Below are 19,435 nucleotides of genomic sequence, written 5' to 3' on the forward strand. Positions count from 1 at the left end.
TCGTCGGCAGCGTCAGATGTTTAAAAGAGACAGCAGTGATCCCCGTGCCGAACCCCCACGACACCTTCCCGGGAACGACACACGACCGCCCCCTGCCGTACTCGGCAGGGGGCGGTCGTGGGCTCACCGGCCAACTAGAGGTCGACCGGGGTCACCCTGCCGTTGTCCACGTCGTAGATCGCGCCGGCCACCGGCAGGCCCTTGGGCAGCAGCGGGTGGTGCCGGATGCGCTCGAGGTCGTGCTGGAGCGCGCCCAACTGGTCCTTGTTGGTCTTGAACTCCAGGCTGCGCGTGTCCACCCCGTAGTCGTTCAGGATGAGGTCGTGGACGACGTCGTCGTTCTCCACGGACGCCATCTTGCACTTGGTGTGCGGCAGGATCAGCACACGCTCGACACCCAGCAGGTACACGGCGAGAACCAGAGTACGCAGGGTGTCGTCGGTGACCCGGGCGCCCGCGTTGCGCAGGATCTTGGCGTCGCCGGGCTCGAGGCCGAGCATGTCCAGCGGTTCGATCCTGGAGTCCATGCACGTCACGAGGGCCAGGCCTCTCGCTGCCAACGGCTTGAGGCCGTCGAGTGAGAAGTCGGCGGCGTAGTCGGCGTTGGCGCCGAACACGTCGTCGAAGACCCCGGGGGGAGGGGTGGCGTGGGTGCTGTCGCTCACTTTTGGTGACTCCCTGTGTCGTTTGGGTGCATGGACTCTCGTGCACACAGATAAGCACATCCGCGCGCACGTGTGGTCACGTCGTACTCAGGCCCCTGATCCCGGAGGGGTGATTCCGGAGTCGGTCTGGGCACTGCCGACCGTGGCGACCGCACTGGTCAGGGCCTCGCCGGAGCCGTCCCTGCGCTCGGTCAGGTCCGGCAGGCGGACCGGCTTCCCGTCGGCTCGTGAGGCACGGGCCGGGGCGCGTCCCACCCACGCGAACATCAGGGTGTCCTCGCCCTTCAGGTAGCGGTGGCAGCGCACCCCACCGGTGGCCCGTCCCTTGGAGGGATAGGCGGCGAACGGGGTGACCTTGGCCGATCCGGGCTGGGTGCCGTCCAGGGCTTCGCCGCCGCCGGACACGGTCACCACGAGCGAGTCCTCGGGGCTGGGCACCGCGCCGAACCACAGCACACGGGCCTCCTCGGAGAGTCTCACCCCTGCCACGCCGCCCGCCTGGCGGCCCTGCGGTCGGGCGGTGGAGGCCGCGAAACGCAGCAGCTGCGCCTCGGAGGTGATGAAGACCAGGTCCTCGTCCCCCGTGGACAGCTGGGTGACGCCGATCACGCGGTCGTCGTCCTTGAGCGAGATGATCTCGAAGTCGTCCTTGTTCGGCGGGAAGTCGGGTGCGACCCGCTTGACCACGCCGCCGACGGTGCCCACGACGAATCCGGGTCCGGAGGTGTTCATCGACACGATCGACACGACCCGTTCGCCTTCTTCGAGCTGGACGAACTCGCCGACGTCCAGTCCGGCGGCCAGCGGCGGACGCTCGGGTTCGCCCTCGCCGTCGACCGGGAGCTCCGGCAGCTCCACGACCGGAACGCGGATCATCCGGCCCAGGTCGGTGACCAGACCGATGTCCGAACGCGAGGTGGTCGGGACCGAGACCTCGATCGCGTCGTGCTTGGCGCGCAGGCCCGTGTACACGCGCGGCGGGGTCGCCCCCTTGGTGCGGCCGACGTGACCGTCGACGCCGAACAACACGTGGCAGGGCTGGTCGGCCATCTCCAGCGGGATGACGGCGGCGCGGGCCGCCCCGTCGCTCTCGCGCAGCTGCGTGCGGCGCGGGGTCGCGAACTTCTTCGAGACGTCGTTGAGCTCCTTGGAGACCACCCGGCGCAGCTTCTTGTCCGACTCCAGGATGGAGGTGAGCTCCTCGATCTCCAGGTCGAGCTTGTCCCGCTCGGTCTCCAGCTCCAGCCGGTCGAAGCGGGTGAGGCGGCGCAGCGGGGTGTCGAGGATGTAGCGCGCCTGGATCTCGGACAGGTCGTAGGCGCCCATCAGGGACTCGCGCGCGGCGGCGGTGTCGTCGGCCTCGCGGATGAGCGCGATGACGCGGTCGATGTCGAGCAGGGCGACGAGCAGACCGGCGACCAGGTGCAGGCGCTCCTGGCGCTTCTTGCGGCGGTGCTCGCTGCGGCGGCGGACCACGTCGATGCGGTGGTTGACGTAGACCTCGAGCAGTTCACGCAGGCCCAGGGTCTGGGGCTGGCCGTTGACCAGGGCCACGTTGTTGATGCCGAAGGTCTCCTCCATCGGCGTGAGCCGGTAGAGCTCCTCAAGGACCGCCTCGGGGTTGAACCCGTTCTTGAGCTCGATGACCAGGCGCAGGCCCTGGTTGCGGTCGGTGAGGTCCTTCAGGTCGGAGATGCCCTGGAGCTTCTTGGACTGCACCAGCTCCTTGATGCGGCTGATGACCTTCTCGGGGCCGACGCTGTAGGGCAGCTCGGTGACGACCAGGCCGGTGCGGCGTGCGGACACCTTCTCGATCGCGACGGTGGCGCGGGTCTTGAAGGTTCCGCGGCCCTTGCGGTAGGCGTCGCGGACGCCGTCCAGGCCGACGATGGTGCCGCCGGTGGGCAGGTCGGGGCCGGGGACGAACTCGGTGAGCTCCTCCAGGGTGGCCTCGGGGTTGGCGATCAGGTGGCGGGCGGCGGCGATCACCTCGCCCAGGTTGTGCGGGGCCATGTTGGTGGCCATGCCGACGGCGATGCCGGACGCGCCGTTGACCAGGAGGTTGGGGAAAGCCGCCGGTAGGACCTCGGGTTCGGTCTCCTGACCGTCGTAGTTGGGCTTGAAGTCGACGACGTCCTCGTCGATGGACGACACCAGGAGTTCGGCGGCACTGTCCAGACGGGCCTCGGTGTACCGCATGGCGGCCGGGGCGTCGTCGCCGCCCAGGGAGCCGAAGTTGCCGTGGCCGTCGACCAGCGGGACGCGCATGGCGAAGGCCTGGCTCAGACGGACCAGGGCGTCGTAGATGGCGGAGTCGCCGTGGGGGTGCAGCCGACCCATCACCTCCCCGACGACGCGGGCGCACTTGACGTGGCCGCGGTCGGGCCGGAGGCCCATCTCGTTCATCTGGTACAGGATGCGCCGTTGGACCGGCTTCATGCCGTCACGCGCGTCGGGTAGCGCGCGTTGGTAGATCACCGAGTACGCGTACTCCAGGAAACTGCCGCGCATCTCCTCGGAGACGTCGATGTCGATGATCTTCTCGGCGAGATCCTCGGGGGGACGGGAAGTAGTACGGGCCATGTCCGTAATTCTGGCCTGTGCCAGGGACTGAAACGTACCGGGACGCGTGGTTGGGCGTGTGTGAGTCGCGCGACTGGGGGGTTTCGCACCGTCTTCGCCACGGTTTTCCGTCCCCTGAGGACCCGGGGACGGAGAACCCGATTCGCGTGTCGAGGGTGTGCCTCCCGCCGCGCGCCCGGTCACGGGAGGGGGCGCGGCGGGAGGGACCGTCAGCCGGTGGTCACGGCGGTCTCCCCGGCGGGGACCTCAAGCGAGGTGCCGTCGGAGAAGGAGACGGTGAGCGGGCTCGTGCCCGGGTTGAAGGCGGTGTACGTGCTGGTCCCGTCCTTGTCGAACACGGCGTAGTGGGCGGTGTCGGCGGTCACGGACACGTCCACGGTGCCGAGCTCGGCGAGGGTGGAGACCCACTGGTAGGTGTGCGGCTTGGAGCCGCCCGCCTCGGGTTCGTAGGTCTGCCACTGCTCCTCGAACATCCGCAGGGCGTCCTCGCCGTCGGAGAGCGCGCGGTGCGCCCAGTGGATGTCCCGCCAGATCTCCGGCTCCCCGCCGAGCTTGTCCACGAGTGACTCGTAGATCACCCCGGCGTGCTCCGGGTCGTGCCCCAGGTAGAGGGAGCCAGCGGTGATGGGCAGGTAGTTGATGCCGTAGTGCTCCTCGTGGCCGCCGTCCCACCAGATGCGGTAGTCGCCGCCGTCGCCCCAGACCATGCCCACGACGTCCTCGGGGTAGTCCTCGGGGAAGGTGTCCCCGCCGGCGTTCTGCCAGTAGCGGGCGATGGTGGAGGCCTGGGTGGTGTGGAGGTAGACACCGAGGTCACGCAGCTCCTCGTCGCCGGTCAGCGCGCCGAAGTGGGCGGTGGCGGCGGCGAAGTGCATGCCCTCGGAGGAGGACTCCTGGTTGTTGCCCGCCGCGAACCCGGCGTGGCCGGAGGCCCAGCCGTGCCCGGCGTAGGGGGAGAAGGACCGCAGGCGGGGGAACATCTCGCCGTCGGTTCCCGCCACGTCCTGGACGAGCAGGCGGATCATGCCTCCCCAGGCGTCCTCGTCGGCCCAGTCGCGATCGTAGCGGGCGACAACGGCTGCGGCCGAGACGAAGTAGCCGTAGTGGAAGTCGTGGTCGTTGAGTTCGGTGGCGGCCCCGAAGCTGTCGGGGAAGCCGAGCATGGTGCCCCACTCCTCGTCGTAGTGGAACTGACGGGTGCCCCCGGCGGTCAGCCAGTCCTCCAGGCGCTCCTGGACCAGGGCGAGGAGTTCGTCGCGGGCCTCGGTGTGGCCGATGGAGTCCGCGATGGGGATGAGCTGGGCCAGGCGGCCCATGGCCTTGCCGTCCCAGTAGGTGTCGCCGGGCTCGGGGAAGAGCTCCTCCTCCGCGAGGACCTCGTCGATCAGGGAGGCCAGCCGGTCGTGGTCCGCGGCGTCGACGGTGGGCAGGCTGGGCATGATGCCCTGCGTGGTCAGCTCGGTGGTGAAGGAGGCGCCCTCGGAGACCTTCATCTCACCGCGGGGGGAGGCGTAGGTGAGGTCGGTGAGGTCGCCCGTGACATTGGCCCACTGGTGGGGGTACAGGGCGGTGAGGGTTCCGGTCTCCTCGCCCTCCCTGGCCTCGGTCTCCAGCTGGTAGGTGCTGGTGAGGGTGGACGCCGCCTCGTCGTAGTCGTACTCCACGACGGAGCCGGTGACGAAGGAGTGGGCGTAGGGGGCGAAGACGTCCAGGTCCTCGGGTGAGGGCAGGACGGCCACCGAGTAGTACCCGTCGTCCCCGGTGTCGGCGGTGAGGGTGTCACCGGAGACGCTCCAGGGCGAGTCGGAGGGCGAGAACAGGGCGTAGTGCCTGCCGTTGACGGTGGCGCCGACGGTGGAGCCGTCCTCGTGCCAGATCTCGGGGGTGCCCGAGAAGGTCACCTCGGCCCCGGCGCCGTCGGTCTCGGCGTAGGCGAAGGGGAGGCCCTGGCCGATGGTGACCCGGAGCTGGGCCCCGCCGCCCTCCCACTGCGCGGTGACCGTCCAGTCGCCGCTGTCGGCGGTGCGGGTGTCCGGGGAATCCAGACCGGCCGCGCCGAGTGTGAGGTCGGAGACGGCGGTGTACTCGTACTTGAGGTCGTCGCCGACCATCTGGTGGGAGTCGGGGTAGCCCATGTCGAGCCCGCCCTCGTGGGGCTTGTAGCTCAGGGGGTGCGCGAAGAGGTTCTCTCCGTGGGGGTTGTCGGGGTAGCGCTGGAAGATCAGCGATGACCACCACTCGTTCGTGGGGGCCGGACCGGTGTGGTCGTCGGTGACCTTGGGCGCGACGGGAGCGCCGTTGAGGTCGGAGGGGCCGGAGGCGCCCGCGGGGAGCGTGGTGGTGTAGCTGCCGGAACCGACCGGGACCTCGGCCGCGCTGTCGGCGGAGACCGGTGTGGCCGGTGTGGCGCCGGTGACCGCGAGCGTCGCGCCGCCGACCACGAGGGCGGAGGCGGCGGCCAGCAGACCAAGGGAGGTCCGGGTCCGCGGGTGCGCGTGTCGGGGGGATCGGGGGAGGAAACCGCTGGTGGGGCGGCCTCGTGGTTGCGCCATCGTCTGCCTTCCGTGCTTCTCTCGGGGGAGCCCACGTAAGCGGGAGCGCTCCCATTGCTGGGAGACATGAGCCCTGGCGTCGAGTGTTCAGATGACACTCGGTGAGCGCAATGCCACATAACTGGAAAGTTTCCATTCTGTTACCAACGCGGCCTCCGCGGATCCCGGAACCCGGTTCCCGTACGTACGCGCTGCCCCGGACGAGGTTCCGGCGCAGCAGGCGCCTCACCTCCGTCGACCGCTCAGATCCGCTCGGAGGGAGCGGGAGGGGCGGTGCCTCGAGGAGGAACGGGGAGCTCCCGAACGCCGCCGAGACCGCGGAGCGCCGACGGTGCGCCGGAGCCGCCACGCGAGAGAACGAGCCCTGGCGCGTCGCGGTCTTGCGCGCGGGCCCCTGAGAGTTCGGACACGGAGCCTTCGCGCGAACCCACACCCACGGGCCCGCGGGACAGTCGCACCTGTGGACAACCGCGTCCATCCCCGCGGCCTCTGGTACCAAGGAGTCATGGCCACTCCCACCCCGCCTGACGTCCCCGCCCCCGTCACCGACGCACCGACCGCCACCGGCTCGGCATCGCCCGCCGCCACCGGCGGTGCCCTGCGTGAACGCGCCGAGGGGCACCTGCGCGCCCTCGCCGGAGAGTCCGCGCGCCTGCGTGAGGACCAGTGGACCGCCATCCACGCGCTGGTCGCCGAACAGCGCCGGGCACTGGTCGTCCAGCGCACCGGATGGGGCAAGTCGGCGGTGTACTTCGTGGCCACCGCCCTGCGCCGGGCCGAGGGAGCCGGGCCCACGGTCATCGTCTCCCCGTTGCTCGCGCTGATGCGCAACCAGATCGCCGCCGCAGAGCGCGCCGGTATCCGCGCCCGCACCATCAACAGCTCCAACACCACCGCATGGGAGTCCACCTACGCCGAGGTCTCCCAGGGTCTGGTGGACGTGCTCCTGGTCAGCCCCGAACGGCTCAACAACCCGGAGTTCCGGGACCGCGTCCTGCCCGAACTCGCCGCGGGGGCGGGCCTGGTCGTCATCGACGAGGCGCACTGCGTCTCCGACTGGGGCCACGACTTCCGCCCCGACTACCGGCGCATCCGCTCCCTCCTGCACGACCTGCCCGACGGGGTTCCGGTCCTGGCCACCACTGCCACCGCCAACGAGCGCGTCACCCGTGACGTGGCCGAACAGCTTCAGGCCGGGGCCGACCGCGCCGACACCCTGGTCCTGCGCGGCAGCCTCGAACGCGAGAGCCTGAGCCTGGGCGTGGCCGAACTCCCCGACCCCACCGCGCGGCTCAGCTGGCTCGCCGAGCACCTGCCCAAGATCCCGGGTTCGGGCATCGTCTACACGCTCACCGTCAGCGCCGCGGCCGAGACCGCGCGCTTCCTCACCGAGCAGGGACTGGAGGTGCTGCCCTACACCGGGCAGACCGACCCCGACGAGCGCAAACTGGCTGAGGACGCCCTCCTCGGCAACCGGGTCAAGGCGCTCGTGGCCACCAGCGCGCTCGGGATGGGCTTCGACAAACCCGACCTGGGTTTCGTGGTGCACCTGGGCGCCCCGCAGTCGCCGATCTCCTACTACCAGCAGGTCGGCCGTGCCGGACGCGGTGTGGAGCGCGCCGAGGTGGTGCTCCTGCCGGGGCGCGAGGACGTCCGGATCTGGGAGTACTTCGCAGGGCTGTCCTTCCCGCCGGAGGACACCGTGCGCCAGACCCTCCAGGTGCTGTCGGAGTCCGACAAACCCCTGTCCACCGCCAACCTGGAGACCCGGGTGGACCTGCGCCGCACCCGCCTGGAGCAGATGCTCAAGGTGCTCGACGTGGACGGGGCGGTGCGCCGGGTACGCGGCGGCTGGACCGCCACCGGCCAACCCTGGACCTACGACGCCGAGCGCTACGCGGCCGTCAGCGCGGCCCGCGACCGCGAACAGCGCGCCATGCTCGACTACGTCTCCACCGACACCTGCCGGATGGAGTTCCTCCGCCGTCAGCTCGACGACCCGGGCGCCGAACCGTGCGGCCGCTGCGACGTGTGCACCGGACAGTTCTGGCCCACCGACGTCGACTCCGGGCGCCGTCAGGCCGCGGCCGACCACCTGGACCGGCCCGGCACGCCCCTCGCACCGCGCCGCCAGTGGCCCACCGGAATGAACACGCTCGGGGTGAGCCTGTCCGGCAAGATCCCCGAGAACCTGCGCGCGGGGGAGGGCCGTGCCCTGGGTCGCCTCACCGACATCGGCTGGGGCACCGAGCTGCGCCGCGTCCTCGCCGAGGACGCGCCGGACACTCCCGTGGACGAGCGTCTCCTCCAGGGAGTGGTTCGCGTGCTCGCGGCCTGGGGTTGGGAGAACCGTCCGGTCGGGGTGGTCGCGATGCCGTCGATCTCGCGGCCGACCCTGGTGGGCGACCTCGCTGCCCGCATCGCCGAGCTTGGTCGGCTCACACCGCTGGGCTCGCTGTCCTACCGGACACCGGAGGGCCCGGGAGCCCGCCGCCACAACAGCGCCATGCGCCTGGGGCAGGTGTACGACGCGCTGGTGGCGGACCCCGCGCTGAGGGAGCGCGTGGCCCAACTACGGAGAGACGCCCCGGGCCCGATCCTGCTGGTCGACGACCAAGCCGACACCGGGTGGAGCCTGACCGTGGGCGCCGCCCTGCTCCGTGAGGCGGGTGCCCCCGAGGTGTTGCCCCTGACGCTGGCGACCACGGGTGGTTGATCGGGGTGGGCCGGGGTGGGTGTTTCGCGTTCGTGGATGCTTGCCCGGCGTTCCGTCCGGTGGGTGTCCGTGTGGTGCTGCCCCTGACGTTGGCCACCATGGGTGGTTGATCGGCGTGGGCCGGGGTGGGTGTTTCGCGTTCGTGGATGCTCGCCCCGGCGTCCGTCCGGCGGGCGTCCCCGACTCGCGGACACCCGCCTTGGTGACCGGGCACGTGCTCGCTCGCCCGGGCATGTACACGTGGATGATCCCCGGTGCCCGCACACGTCGCCCCCGTCACGCAGCCCGCTGCTGTCGGTCCGCCGGGTGTCCGTGTGGTGCTTCCCCTGAGAGCTGCGGCGCGCCCAGTGGAGCGCTGGCCAGCAGACGGGGACGCGGCGGCGGGACACGACAGGACCCCGCCACCTCGGGGTGACGGGGTCCGATCAGGGAACTGGTGGCGCTAGCGGAGGCGCTGGCCTCGGGGTGCTCCTCGGCGCACGGGCTGACCCTCGCCCAGGTCCGGGCGGGCGCCCGGCTGGTGCAGCGCCCGGGCGGCCAGCCTGCTGGCCCGGCCAAGCGCCTCTTTGGGGTGCCGGCCGGTCAGCCACGCCGGGAGGAAACCGGCGATGAACGCGTCACCGGCGCCGACCGAACCGGGGGAGGGGTCCACCGGCTCGGCGGGGGCGGTCACGCAGTCCTCACGGGTCTTGGAGGCCCACAGTCCGCCCTCCTCGCCGAGCTTGATCACGACGTTGGGGAACCAGGCGGTGAGCACCTTCGCGGCGGCCTCGGCGTCCTCCCTGCCGGTGAGCACCCGGGCCTGGTTGACGTTGACGAACAACAACCGCGCGCCCTGCGTCCAGTCCAGGAAGTTCTCCGCCCCCGCGCGCTCCAGCGGCGCGTGCGAGCCGCCGTCCACGGAGATGGACATCCCGCTCTCCCGGGCCATGCGCAGGGCCACCCGGGCCGCGCGGCGGGAGTCGGAGTTGATCAGGGTGTACCCGGACACGTGCAGGTGGCCGTCGGGGCCGAACACGTCGCGGGGCAGGTCCTCGGGCTGGAGGCGGGCGTTGGCGCCCGGGTCGCTCAGCATCGTCCGGTCGCCCCGGTGGGTGATCATCACGACGCAGGTGCCCGTCGGACGCTCGGGATCCATCACCATGCGGGAGTCCAGGCCGTAGCCCATGAGCTCCATCTCGCGGGTGCGCCCGGTGATGTCGGAGCCGCGACGGCCGACGAACGTGGTTTCGGTACCCTCGACCGCCAGCCACGAGGCGATGTTCGCCCCGGAACCGCCGCCGTACATGATCACCGACGCAGGGGTGTCGCTGCCGCGGGCCAACGGGTGGAACGCGCGCGCGACGGCATCGGTCATCAGATCACCGATCACGACCACTCGAGTCATTTCGCCAGCCACCACCGAGGGTTTGAGAATCTGTGCCCGCACGACGTTAACAGCTTAACGATCAGTGTCGGGTAACGAACTGACAGCACCCGGGACACGCTGTCGCGCGGGACTGTCGCAAGTCGCGAGCCCCTGCGCACAGGGGGTTTCGACCCACCCAGGAAGACTATCCGCACTCGGCGTTATCTCGGACGCCGGTCGGCCCTCGCAAGGGCAACACGGGCACCCCGGCTCGGGCCGGAGAGGCCGTCGACAGCCATCCGCCCAGGCCCTTCCAGGGGGTCGATTTCGGTCACCCCGCATGGACTTTCTCCGAATTCGGCCGATTGTCGTCTAGTCTCGCTGTCGTGCAGTCCTACCCGAACCACTGGGAAGCCGACGTCGTACTGACCGACGGAGGCACCGCGCACCTGCGCCCCATCACCCCTGACGACGCCGACCTGCTGCGCGAGTTCCACTCCCGGCTCTCACCGGAGACGATCTACTACCGGTTCTTCGCGCCCTACCCCAAGCTCTCCGACCGGGACGTGAAACGCTTCACGACGGTCGACTACGAGGACCGCGTGGCCCTGGTAGCCACCATCTCCGACTCCATGGTCTCCGTGGTGCGCTACGACAAGGTGGCCCCCGAGGAAGCCGAGGTCGCCTTCGTCGTGGAGGACGGACACCAGGGGCGGGGCCTGGCCTCAGTGCTCCTGGAACACATCGGGGCCGCCGCCCGCGAACGGGGGGTGCGTCGCTTCATCGCCGACGTCCTGCCCGAGAACCGCCGCATGATCAACGTCTTCCGCGAGGCCGGGTACACCGCGCAGCAGACCTTCGACGAGGGCGTCATCCGCCTCACCCTGGACCTCCAGCCCACGGACGACTCCACGGAGGTCATGCGGGCCCGGGAACAGCGCGCCGAGTCGCGCTCCATCGCCCGCCTGCTCTTCCCCGAGTCCGTCGCCGTCATCGGCGCCAGCCGCACCGCGCACACCATCGGCCAGACCGCGCTGCGCAACCTGCTCGGCGGGGAGTTCCAGGGCCCGGTCTACCCCGTCCACCCCGAGGCGAAGGCCGTCGTGGGCGTGCGCGCCTACCCCTCCGTCCTCGACATCCCGGACCAGATCGACCTCGCGGTGGTGGCCGTGCGCGCCGACACCGTCGTCGACGTGGTGGAGCAGTGCGCCGAGAAGGGCGTGCACGGGCTGATCGTGGTCAGTTCCGGGTTCGGCGAGGTCGGTCCCGAGGGGCGTGCCCGCCAGGACGAACTGGTGCGTACCGCCCGCGCCGCCGGTATGCGCGTGGTCGGACCCAACTGCCTGGGCATCGCCAACAGCGACCCCGCGGTCTCGCTCAACGCCACCCTCTCCCCGGACCTGCCGCCGCAGGGCCCCATCGGCTTCTTCTCCCAGTCCGGAGCCCTGGGCCGGGCCATCCTCCAGCGGGTGGCCGAACGCGGCATGGGGCTGTCCACCTTCGTCTCCGCGGGCAACCGCGCGGACGTGTCCGGCAACGACCTCATGCAGTACTGGCAGGAGGACCCGGCCACCAAGGTGGTCCTCCAGTACCTGGAGTCCCTGGGCAACCCGCGTAAGTTCACCCGCCTGGCCCGGCGCCTGGCCAAGCAGAAGCCCGTCGTCGCCGTGCGCAGCGGCGGTTCCGCGCAGACCACCCCCACCGGGCACGCCGCCGGTGGCCTGGCCCTGCCCGACTATGCCGTCACCTCCCTGTTCCAGCAGGCGGGCGTGGTGCGGGTGGACGACATCACGCAGATGTTCGACGCCGCCCAGGTGTTCGCCTACCAGCCGCTGCCCGAGGGGCCGCGCGTGGGCATCATCGGCAACTCCGATTCCCTGGAGCTGCTGGTCAAGGACGCCGCCGTCCGCCAGGGGCTCAAGCCGCACGACCCGGTCAACCTGGGCCCGCAGGCCACCGCCGACGACTTCGACACCGCGATCCGGGCCGCGCAGGCCGCCGAGGACGTGCACTCGATCGTGGTGGTCTTCGTCCCGGCCCTGCACCCCATCGGTGACGACGTCGCCCGGGTGCTGCGCGCCCGCTCGCTTGACTCCGACAAGCCCATCCTCACCACCTACCTCGCGCGCCAGGGCATCCCCGAGGAACTGCGCCACGTCGGCGACCAGGGGCAGACCGTGCACGGATCGGTGCCCTCCTACCCCTCGCCCGAGGACGCCGTGCGCGCCGTCGCCCACGCCACCCGGTACGCGCAGTGGCGCAACCGCAAGCCCGGACGCCATCCCGAGCTGCCCGACATCGACCGCGCCCGGGCCCGTGCCACCATCGGCCGCGCCCTCAAGAAGGCCGCGCCGACCGAAGAGGACATCGCCTGGTTCGGCGGCGAGCGCCGTTACGACGAGGAGACGGCGATCTCCGCGGAGGACGCTCGCGACCTCCTGGCCTGCTACGGCATCGCCGCCTACCCGGACATCAAGGTCACCTCCGCCGAGGAGGCCGTGGTTGCCGCCGGTGAGCTCGGCTACCCCGCAGTGGTCAAGGCCGACGCCCCGGACCTGCGAGTGCGCGCGGGCGGCACGTTCGTCCGCGCGGATCTGCGCACCCCGGAGGACGTCCGGAGCGCCTACCTGTCCCTGGAGGACCGCTTCGGCGGCGAGGCGGAGCTGGTGGTCCAGCGCATGGCGGCGCCCGGGGTCCCCACGGTGGTGCGCGCGGGCGACAACCAGTCCTTCGGCTCGGTGGTCTCCTTCGGGCTGGCGGACGTCACCGCCGAACTGCTCGACGACCGCTCCTTCCGGTTGGCGCCGCTGACCGACATGGACGCGGCCGACCTCATTCACGCGGTCCGGGCCGCCCCGCTGCTGTTCGGGCTGCCCGCCGGGGCCACGTCACTGGCAGAGCAGCCCAACGTGGAGGCCCTGGAGGAGCTGCTCATCCGGGTGTCCCGCCTGGTGGAGGCCTTCCCCGAGATCGGCTATGTGGACCTGGACCCGGTTCTGGTCAACGCCACCGGAGCCCACGTCCTGGGCGCCCGCATGTGGCTGCGCGAGGCCCCCGATGTGCGCCCCGACGTGGGCCCGCGCCGACTGCGCGGGGTGACGTTCTGATCAGGGAGTGGGCCTCACGTTTGGGTGGACGGTCGCGAAGTGTCGCCGGAAGGGGGCAGGATAGAGGTATGAGGAAAACACGTGCCGTGTCCACGGATTGGCGCCTGGAGATCGAACGGAGCGGCTACTACCCCGCTCTGGTCATCGACGCCGTCGCGACCACCCTGGGCGAGGAGGCCGCCGAGGCGTTCATCGTGCACCATGAGGCGACCTTCGACCCGGCCATGGAGATGCGGCGGCACATCACCGTCATGCTCCTGACCGCCACCCGCCTCGTCGTCTGCCACACCGACGAGCACCCGCCCACCGAACCCGGTGGGACCTCGCACGCCTCCACCACGACCGACAGCATCCAGCTGGGCAACATCCAGTCGGTGGCGCTGACCCGGGTCGTGCCCAACCCCGCCCAGTACACGCCGGGCAGCCTGCCCAGCGAGCTGGTGCTCAGCGTGAACCTCTCGGTGAACTGGGGCGCGGTCGCGCACATCGATCTCGAACCCGCCTCCTGTGCGGACGAGAGCTGCGAACTCGACCACGGTTACACGGGAGCCCTGACCGCCGAACCGCTCACCCTGAGGGTCAGCGAGGCGGCGGACGGGGCCGAGGCCGTCACCACGATGCTGCACTTCGCGGACGCGCTGTCCGCCGCGACCACCCGGCGCTGACCGGCTGACTCGCCCGACACACCCGGCGGGGCCGGGGCGGACCCAAGGAGTCCGCCCCGGCCCCGCGGCGTTGAGGGGCTGTCCGGGCCGCCCACCCGCCCAGTGGGGCCATCTCATCCAGCACAGCCGGGTGGGTACGGGTCGGGCCGATCCGCGCGGCTCCGTGAGCACACGCCCGCGCGGGCTGCATCTGGGTCCGGGAGTGAGCCACACGAGAGTCCCGTGCCTGGGTCAGGGGGTGGTGAGCCCGCAGGCGTGTCCGGTGCCTGGGTCGGTGTGCGGCGACCCCGCAGGGGTGTCCGGTGCCTGGGTCCGCGAGTGGAACGCGCGTGGCGTCCCGCATCTGGGTCCGTGCGCGGTGAGCCACACGGGGCGCCCCGACCCCGGTCCGAGGCCGGGGGCGCGTGCCCGGGTTGGTGATCCACGCGCCGTCCCATGCGGGGGTTCGGTGACCGCGTCTGGTTCGGCGGGTTCCGTGGGGTGGGTAGGGGCCGTGGCGCCCGTGAGCGCTAGCGTGTGGTGCACGTAACACAGGCGCGGTCGCCCGTAACACGGGCCCGGCAGACTCGGCGTCGGTGCCCCGGCCGTGACGGCCGTGTGTACCGCCGCCAGTCAGACGCGGCCGCCCGTGGCCGGTCCGCGCGCGTTCAACGGAGAGAGGTCAGCCTGCGATGACGCAGCACCCGACGCCCCCGAACCCCTCGGACGACGCCCCCCTCGTGCGGTCGAGTGTCGACCGTGCCATCGCCACCATCACCCTCGACTCCCCACGCAACCGCAACGCGTTGTCCGCCCGGCTGCGCACTCAGCTCTCCGCGGCGCTCGCGGCCGCCATGGCCGACGACGAGGTCCGGGGGGTCGTCCTCACCGGCAGCGGTCCCGTGTTCTGCGCGGGTGCGGACCTCAAGGAGGTCGGCGCCGCCCTCCAGGGAACCCCGGTCGAGCCCGCACCGGAGCTCCCGGAGATCTTCGAGCAGATCATGGGCGCGCCCAAACCGGTGATCGCGGTCCTCAACGGCGCCGCGCGCGCGGGCGGGATCGGCCTGGTCGCCGCCGCCGACATCGCGCTCGCCCCCAAGAGCGCCACCTTCGCCTTCACCGAGGTGCGGATCGGTGTGGTCCCGGCGATCATCTCCGTCCCGGTCTCGGCTCGGATGCACTCGCGCCAGCTCAGCCGCTACTTCCTCACCGGCGAACTCTTCGACGCCTCCGACGCGGCGAGGGCGGGGCTCATCACGCAGGCCGTCTCCGACCGCGACATGGAGCAGGCGGTGGACGCCGTCCTCCAGGGACTGCGTGGCTCCGCCCCGCGCGCGCTCTCGCGCACCAAGGAACTCCTGGGAGAGCTCGGCGGCGGGGCCCAGGCCGCCCCGGACCGTCGCACCGAGGTGTTCACGCGCATGGGCGAGCTGTCCGCCGAGTTCTTCGCCGGGGAGGACGCGGCGGAGGGCCGGGCGTCCTTCTTCGAGAAGCGCCCGCCACGCTGGGCCAGGTGACACCGTCGCCGAGCCCGCGCGGGCTCGGAGGTGGGACACCCGGATCACCGGGTGTCCCACCCGGGTTCGTACGCTCTCCACGACAGGCCACAATGGTCGTGTGAGCTACTCCGGAGATACCAAGGTCGGCGGCCCCGCCGACCTGCGCCAACTACCGCATCTGACGATCACCAAGCTGGCCGTGGGCCCGATGGACAACAACGCCTACCTCCTCCGCTGCCGGAGCACGGGCGAGGCGGTCCTCATCGACGCGGCGGCCGAACCCGACCGAATCCTGGAGCTGATCGGTGAGGACGGGCTGACCCGCGTGGTCACCACCCACCGCCACCAGGACCACTGGCAGGCCCTGGCCGAGGTCGTCGGCCAGACCGGTGCCCGCACGGTCGCCCACCCCGACGACGCCGACGAACTGCCGGTGTCCGTGGACGAGCCCGTCGCACACGGCGGCACCGTACCGGTCGGGGACAGCGCACTCACCGTCATCCACCTGCGCGGCCACACGCCCGGGTCCATCGCCCTGCGTTACGACGACCCCGAAGGCCACACCCACCTGTTCACCGGCGACAGCCTCTTCCCGGGCGGGGTCGGCAAGACCTGGTCCGACGCGGACTTCCAGACGCTGTTCGGTGACGTGTCGGAGCGGATCTTCGGCGCGCTGGGTGACGACACCTGGGTCTACCCCGGGCATGGCGGGGACACCACGCTGGGCGCCGAGCGCTCGCACCTCGCGGAGTGGCGCGAGCGCGGTTGGTAGGAACCCGCGGGGCGCGGCGGTGATCAAGGACCGCCGCGCCCCGGGTCCTCAGGTCCCGTAGCAGCAGAAGCCGAGGTGCCCGAGGTGCTCCGCCACGGCCTCGGACACCTCGGCGCCGTCGCCGAGCGCCCGGTGGAAGGCACGCATGGCCACCCCGGTCCGTTCGTCGTCCACCGGCACCGGGCTGGCCACCACCGTGCGGGTGCCCCGGGCCAGCAGCGCGCCCACGAAGCCGCCGGATCGCCCGGGGGCGCCGCCGAAGCCGTGCCCTCCCCAGCAGCTGGACAGGACGACCAGTGCGGGGGCCGTGTTGAGCGCCGCCAGGTCGCAGGCGAGCAGCGGCCCGTCGCGCAGGTCGAACCGGTCGAGCATGGGTGTCCGGTCGCCGATGCTCCCGTGGCCGGCCAGGTGGGCGAGGTCGCAGTGGGCGAGGGCGTCCAGGACCCGTGCCTGGCCGGCGCGCACCATGACCCGTGCGCCCGGGTGGACCCCGGCCAGGGCGGCCACCTCCAGCCGGGCCATACGGGGCTCCGGCCCGCACACCAGCAGGACTTTGTCCCGACCGGGTCGGGTGGCTGGCCGTTCGGCCCACGACCTCGCCGTGGACACCAGGCGCAACGGCCGTCCTCGCAGGGCTGGGAGTTGCCCCCACGGCAGGTCGCCCAGGTACGGCGCGGCCGTGACCACCAGGGGCCGGTCTCCGGTCAGGGGCAGGACCGGGCCGAGCAGGGTCGAGGAGACCAGGTCCGCCGGGGACGACCGTGCGGGCGGCGCGGGTGTACTGGGGAGACGGAACGGGTCCGTGCGCGTCGCGGAGCGTGCGTGGGGAACCGGGACGGTCCGCTCGTGGACGAACCTGCCGAGTGCCCGACGGATGCGCACGAGGGGGCCCAGCCCGCGCGCGTGCACCCGTCCGGCGACCGCTACCAGTGCCACGGCCTCTGAGCCCGCCACCGTGTAGTGGACGAACGCCCGGCCTTCCAGACGTTCCATCAGCGCCTCCAGCACCGGGAGACGGTGCTGGCGTGCTCCGCCGCCCTCCGTCCGTGGCGCCCGCCAGTGAGCCGACTCCCAGCGCCGCGCGTGGTGGTGGGCCTCGGGCCCGGCGCCGCGTCCCAGGGCCAGACGGTAGCGGCCGGTCGGGTCAGCCATCCTGGGAGCGGCGGCGGTGTCCGGTGCCGGTGCCAGTCCGTCGGCCCAGGTGTGACCCATCTCCGCCCACTCCAGGGCGGTCGCGGGGTCACCGGCGAGCAGGGAGCTCTCCAGCCCGGCCCGGATCACGTGGGGATCGCGGTCGGCGCTCCCCAACCAGGGTCCGGGCGCCGGGGCTCCGCGCTCGGCGAGACGGTCCAACGCCCGGCGCGCGTCCGTGAGCCGTCCCCGCCTTCCGGCGACGTCCCACGCGTTCCGGTAGCCGTCCCCTCCGCCAGCCACGCCACTGGCGCCGCCCGTGCCGGTCACGCCACCTGCGCCACCTGCGCTATCCGTGCCATCTGCGGGCTCGCGGGCGAAGGGTTGCGCCACGGCGGGCACGCGGAGTTCCAGGAGGTCCCTGGCCCTCCTGGCCGGTGCCGGGCTCCGGGTGGCGGCCTCGGCCACCCCCTCCAGTCGCCCGGCCAGGCGGTGCCAGAGGGAGCCCGGCCCGAGGCCCGCGCGCACCCTCCGGGTGAGGTGGAGCGCACCCGAGCGGTCGCCCTCCAGCAGACGGAGCTTGGCCTCCACCAGCACGCGCGCGGTGTCGTCCTCGTCGGCCCGCCACGGGGCCTCCGCGAGGACACGCCCGGCCTCCTCCACCAACCCCACCGCGAGCAGGGCCTCGGCCAGGTCCACCCGCAGCGGGTCCTGGCGGTCGTCGGGCATCTGATGGGTGAGTTCGTGGAAGGTGGTCAGAGCGGCGGCGGTGTCACCCCGGTACAGGTCCAGGCAGCCCAGGTTGTGCCGCGCCACCAGCCCGAGCAGGGGGAGACGGCGCGCGTCGGCGAGGGAGACCGCCTCGTTGAGGTGGTCCGCGGCCGGGCCGAACCGTCCGCACATGGTCTGTGCCAGCCCGAGGTCGGTCAGCACCCCGGGCAGCACCGGGTCGAGTTCGGAGACGGGGTGGCCGCGCAGGCGCCTTCTGCTGTCGTCGAGGAGCACCACGGTCTGATCGAAGCGTCCGGTCTGCGCCAACCGCACGCCCTGGGTCACCTGCGCCAGCAGAGCGCGTCCGGTGGCCAGGAACGGTGGGTCGTCCGGGGGAGGGCTTGTGGTCGAGCGGGCGGGCGTTGCGCTGGGGAGCACGTCCGGCAGCCTTCTTTCGCCAGGGGGCCGATCAACTCCAGTGATAGCAGCGTGTCCGTTCGAGCGGGAGTGGCCCGCGTCAACCTGTGGACAACCGATCGGCGGCGAGGTGGGGCGAACCGGGGCGAAGCCAGACACGTGACGGTGAGTTGGCACACGGAGAAAACCGGGTTCGGGTCGTATCCGTTTCCCGTTCCTCGGGGCCGGTCTCAGACGGTGAACCAGTCCGTGACCGTCGCGGGGTGGTCGGGGCGTTCCACGACCAGGCAGAGCGGCCCGGCGGGCACGGAGGTGTCGAAGCGGCCGTCGAGCCCGACGAACAGCAGGAGCGTGCTGTCCGGGCGCCGCAGCCGCACGTCCACGTGGTCGAACTCGCCGCTGACCAGGCCGGACAGGGCACGTTGGTCGCCGCGTGCGCGTACCTGGAGGTCGAGGTGGACGCCGTCCAGGTCAAAGCTCAGGACGCTCGGAGCGGTTCCCTGCTCGTCGCGTTGGAGTGGTCGTGTGGGGGAAGGGGCCGTGTCACGGACGGTTCTGGCCATCCTGGCCGCGTCGAAGGAGCGGTCGAAGGCGGCCAGCGCGGCGGCCCGACCGGCTCGGTCCTGAGTGGGGTCTGGGTCGTTCCGCACGGTTCACGCACGCCTTTCACTCGGATCTGTGTTCACTCGAAGGGAGCGGCGGAGCTGACGGATCAGGTGCCGCCGCTGGTTCGGGGTGGTCCGGTGGGAGATCGGTCCGGCGTCGGGGGAGTCGTCGAGGTAGAGCCGTGCGACCCGGCGGTCCACCGGGTCGGTGAGACCGTCGACGGCGCGGTGGAGCGCGGCGTGCCGTTCGTCGCGCAGGTACCGGAGCTCGGGGTCGTCCTGGTCGTGGGCGTACCCGTCCATGTCCGAGGGGTCCGTGGCGACGAAGCGCCGCTGGTGCAGCCGTTGGCGGTTACAGGCCGTGTGCGTGGCCCGGCGCAGCCAGGATGCGAGCCGGTGCGGGGTGTGGAGGCGGGGCAGGTGCTGGTTGAGGCGGAGCCAGACCGTCTGGACGGCGTCCTCGCGGTCCTGCTGGGGGAGCCGGTAGGACCGGGCGATGGCGTTCACCATGGCCAGGTGGCGGTCCACGATGGCCTCCCAGGCGTCGGCCCTGCCGTGGCAGGCACCCAGCACGAGTTCGGCGTCGGTGGGCTCGACCGACTCGGGAGGCGGAGCGGGAGGGGGTGCCGGGGCGGGGCCGGTTGTGGCCCGGACCGGCCAGGACATGGTGAGAACCTAACCTGAA

The 19,435-nt window shown here is 71.8% G+C and carries 12 protein-coding genes; 5 read left to right on the plus strand and 7 right to left on the minus strand.

The annotated features are described in order from the left end of the window. Positions 1–134 precede the first annotated feature (134 nt). The 3 genes from ADX84_RS22255 to ADX84_RS22265 all read right to left on the minus strand — a co-directional run bounded on the left by ADX84_RS22255 (position 135) and on the right by ADX84_RS22265 (position 5,800). The gene (locus ADX84_RS22255; protein WP_049578738.1) at positions 135–665 is read right to left on the minus strand and encodes a carbonic anhydrase; all 531 of its coding nucleotides are present in this window, start codon (positions 663–665) and stop codon (positions 135–137) included. Between the two features lie 87 nt (positions 666–752). Then, positions 753–3,248, minus strand: a complete 2,496-nt coding sequence (locus ADX84_RS22260) for a DNA topoisomerase (ATP-hydrolyzing) subunit A (RefSeq protein WP_049578740.1) — start codon at positions 3,246–3,248, stop codon at positions 753–755. 209 nt (positions 3,249–3,457) lie between these two features. Beyond that, positions 3,458–5,800, minus strand: coding sequence for a glycosyl hydrolase (locus ADX84_RS22265; protein WP_049578743.1), 2,343 nt, complete (start codon positions 5,798–5,800; stop codon positions 3,458–3,460). A 505-nt stretch (positions 5,801–6,305) separates the two neighbouring features. Between ADX84_RS22265 and ADX84_RS22270 the strand changes: the two genes are divergently transcribed. Then, positions 6,306–8,516, plus strand: a complete 2,211-nt coding sequence (locus ADX84_RS22270) for an ATP-dependent DNA helicase RecQ (RefSeq protein ID WP_049578746.1) — start codon at positions 6,306–6,308, stop codon at positions 8,514–8,516. A 442-nt stretch (positions 8,517–8,958) separates the two neighbouring features. Here ADX84_RS22270 and ADX84_RS22275 read toward each other — a convergent pair whose 3' ends face one another. Beyond that, positions 8,959–9,894 (minus strand): carbohydrate kinase family protein, encoded by a 936-nt coding sequence (locus ADX84_RS22275; RefSeq protein WP_049578748.1) that lies wholly within the window; start codon positions 9,892–9,894, stop codon positions 8,959–8,961. Positions 9,895–10,250: 356 nt separating this feature from the next. Between ADX84_RS22275 and ADX84_RS22280 the strand changes: the two genes are divergently transcribed. From ADX84_RS22280 to ADX84_RS22295, 4 genes are all read left to right on the plus strand, one after another. Next, positions 10,251–12,971: a GNAT family N-acetyltransferase gene (locus tag ADX84_RS22280; protein ID WP_049578750.1), complete on the plus strand. Its 2,721-nt coding sequence runs from the start codon at positions 10,251–10,253 to the stop codon at positions 12,969–12,971. Between the two features lie 86 nt (positions 12,972–13,057). Next, positions 13,058–13,636, plus strand: coding sequence for a DUF5998 family protein (locus ADX84_RS22285; RefSeq protein ID WP_017545291.1), 579 nt, complete (start codon positions 13,058–13,060; stop codon positions 13,634–13,636). A 671-nt stretch (positions 13,637–14,307) separates the two neighbouring features. Continuing rightward, positions 14,308–15,132, plus strand: coding sequence for an enoyl-CoA hydratase-related protein (locus ADX84_RS22290; protein ID WP_049578753.1), 825 nt, complete (start codon positions 14,308–14,310; stop codon positions 15,130–15,132). Between the two features lie 100 nt (positions 15,133–15,232). Continuing rightward, a complete protein-coding gene (locus ADX84_RS22295) occupies positions 15,233–15,886 on the plus strand; it encodes an MBL fold metallo-hydrolase (protein ID WP_049578755.1) in 654 nt (217 codons plus the stop codon). A 48-nt stretch (positions 15,887–15,934) separates the two neighbouring features. On the opposite strand, the gene ADX84_RS22300 is transcribed toward ADX84_RS22295, so the two are convergent. From ADX84_RS22300 to ADX84_RS22310, 3 genes are all read right to left on the minus strand, one after another. After that, positions 15,935–18,166 (minus strand): CHAT domain-containing protein, encoded by a 2,232-nt coding sequence (locus ADX84_RS22300; protein WP_234004151.1) that lies wholly within the window; start codon positions 18,164–18,166, stop codon positions 15,935–15,937. Between the two features lie 209 nt (positions 18,167–18,375). Further along, the gene (locus tag ADX84_RS22305) at positions 18,376–18,795 is read right to left on the minus strand and encodes a hypothetical protein (RefSeq protein ID WP_049578759.1); all 420 of its coding nucleotides are present in this window, start codon (positions 18,793–18,795) and stop codon (positions 18,376–18,378) included. Positions 18,796–18,798: 3 nt separating this feature from the next. Continuing rightward, positions 18,799–19,416 carry an RNA polymerase sigma factor gene (locus ADX84_RS22310; protein ID WP_082206709.1) on the minus strand — a complete coding sequence of 206 codons (618 nt, stop codon included), beginning with the start codon at positions 19,414–19,416 and terminating at the stop codon, positions 18,799–18,801. Positions 19,417–19,435: the final 19 nt, after the last annotated feature.

Source organism: Nocardiopsis sp. SBT366 (genome assembly GCF_001083815.1).
Classification (GTDB): Bacteria; Actinomycetota; Actinomycetes; order Streptosporangiales; family Streptosporangiaceae; genus Nocardiopsis; species Nocardiopsis prasina.

Excerpts from the sequence above, each read along its gene's own strand:
- ADX84_RS22310 (WP_082206709.1), bottom strand. The coding sequence starts at position 19,416 with ATGTCCTGGCCGGTCCGGGCCACAACCGGCCCCGCCCCGGCACCCCCT.
- ADX84_RS22265 (WP_049578743.1), bottom strand. The coding sequence starts at position 5,800 with ATGGCGCAACCACGAGGCCGCCCCACCAGCGGTTTCCTCCCCCGATCC.
- ADX84_RS22270 (WP_049578746.1), top strand. The coding sequence starts at position 6,306 with ATGGCCACTCCCACCCCGCCTGACGTCCCCGCCCCCGTCACCGACGCA.
- ADX84_RS22260 (WP_049578740.1), bottom strand. The coding sequence starts at position 3,248 with ATGGCCCGTACTACTTCCCGTCCCCCCGAGGATCTCGCCGAGAAGATC.
- ADX84_RS22290 (WP_049578753.1), top strand. The coding sequence starts at position 14,308 with ATGACGCAGCACCCGACGCCCCCGAACCCCTCGGACGACGCCCCCCTC.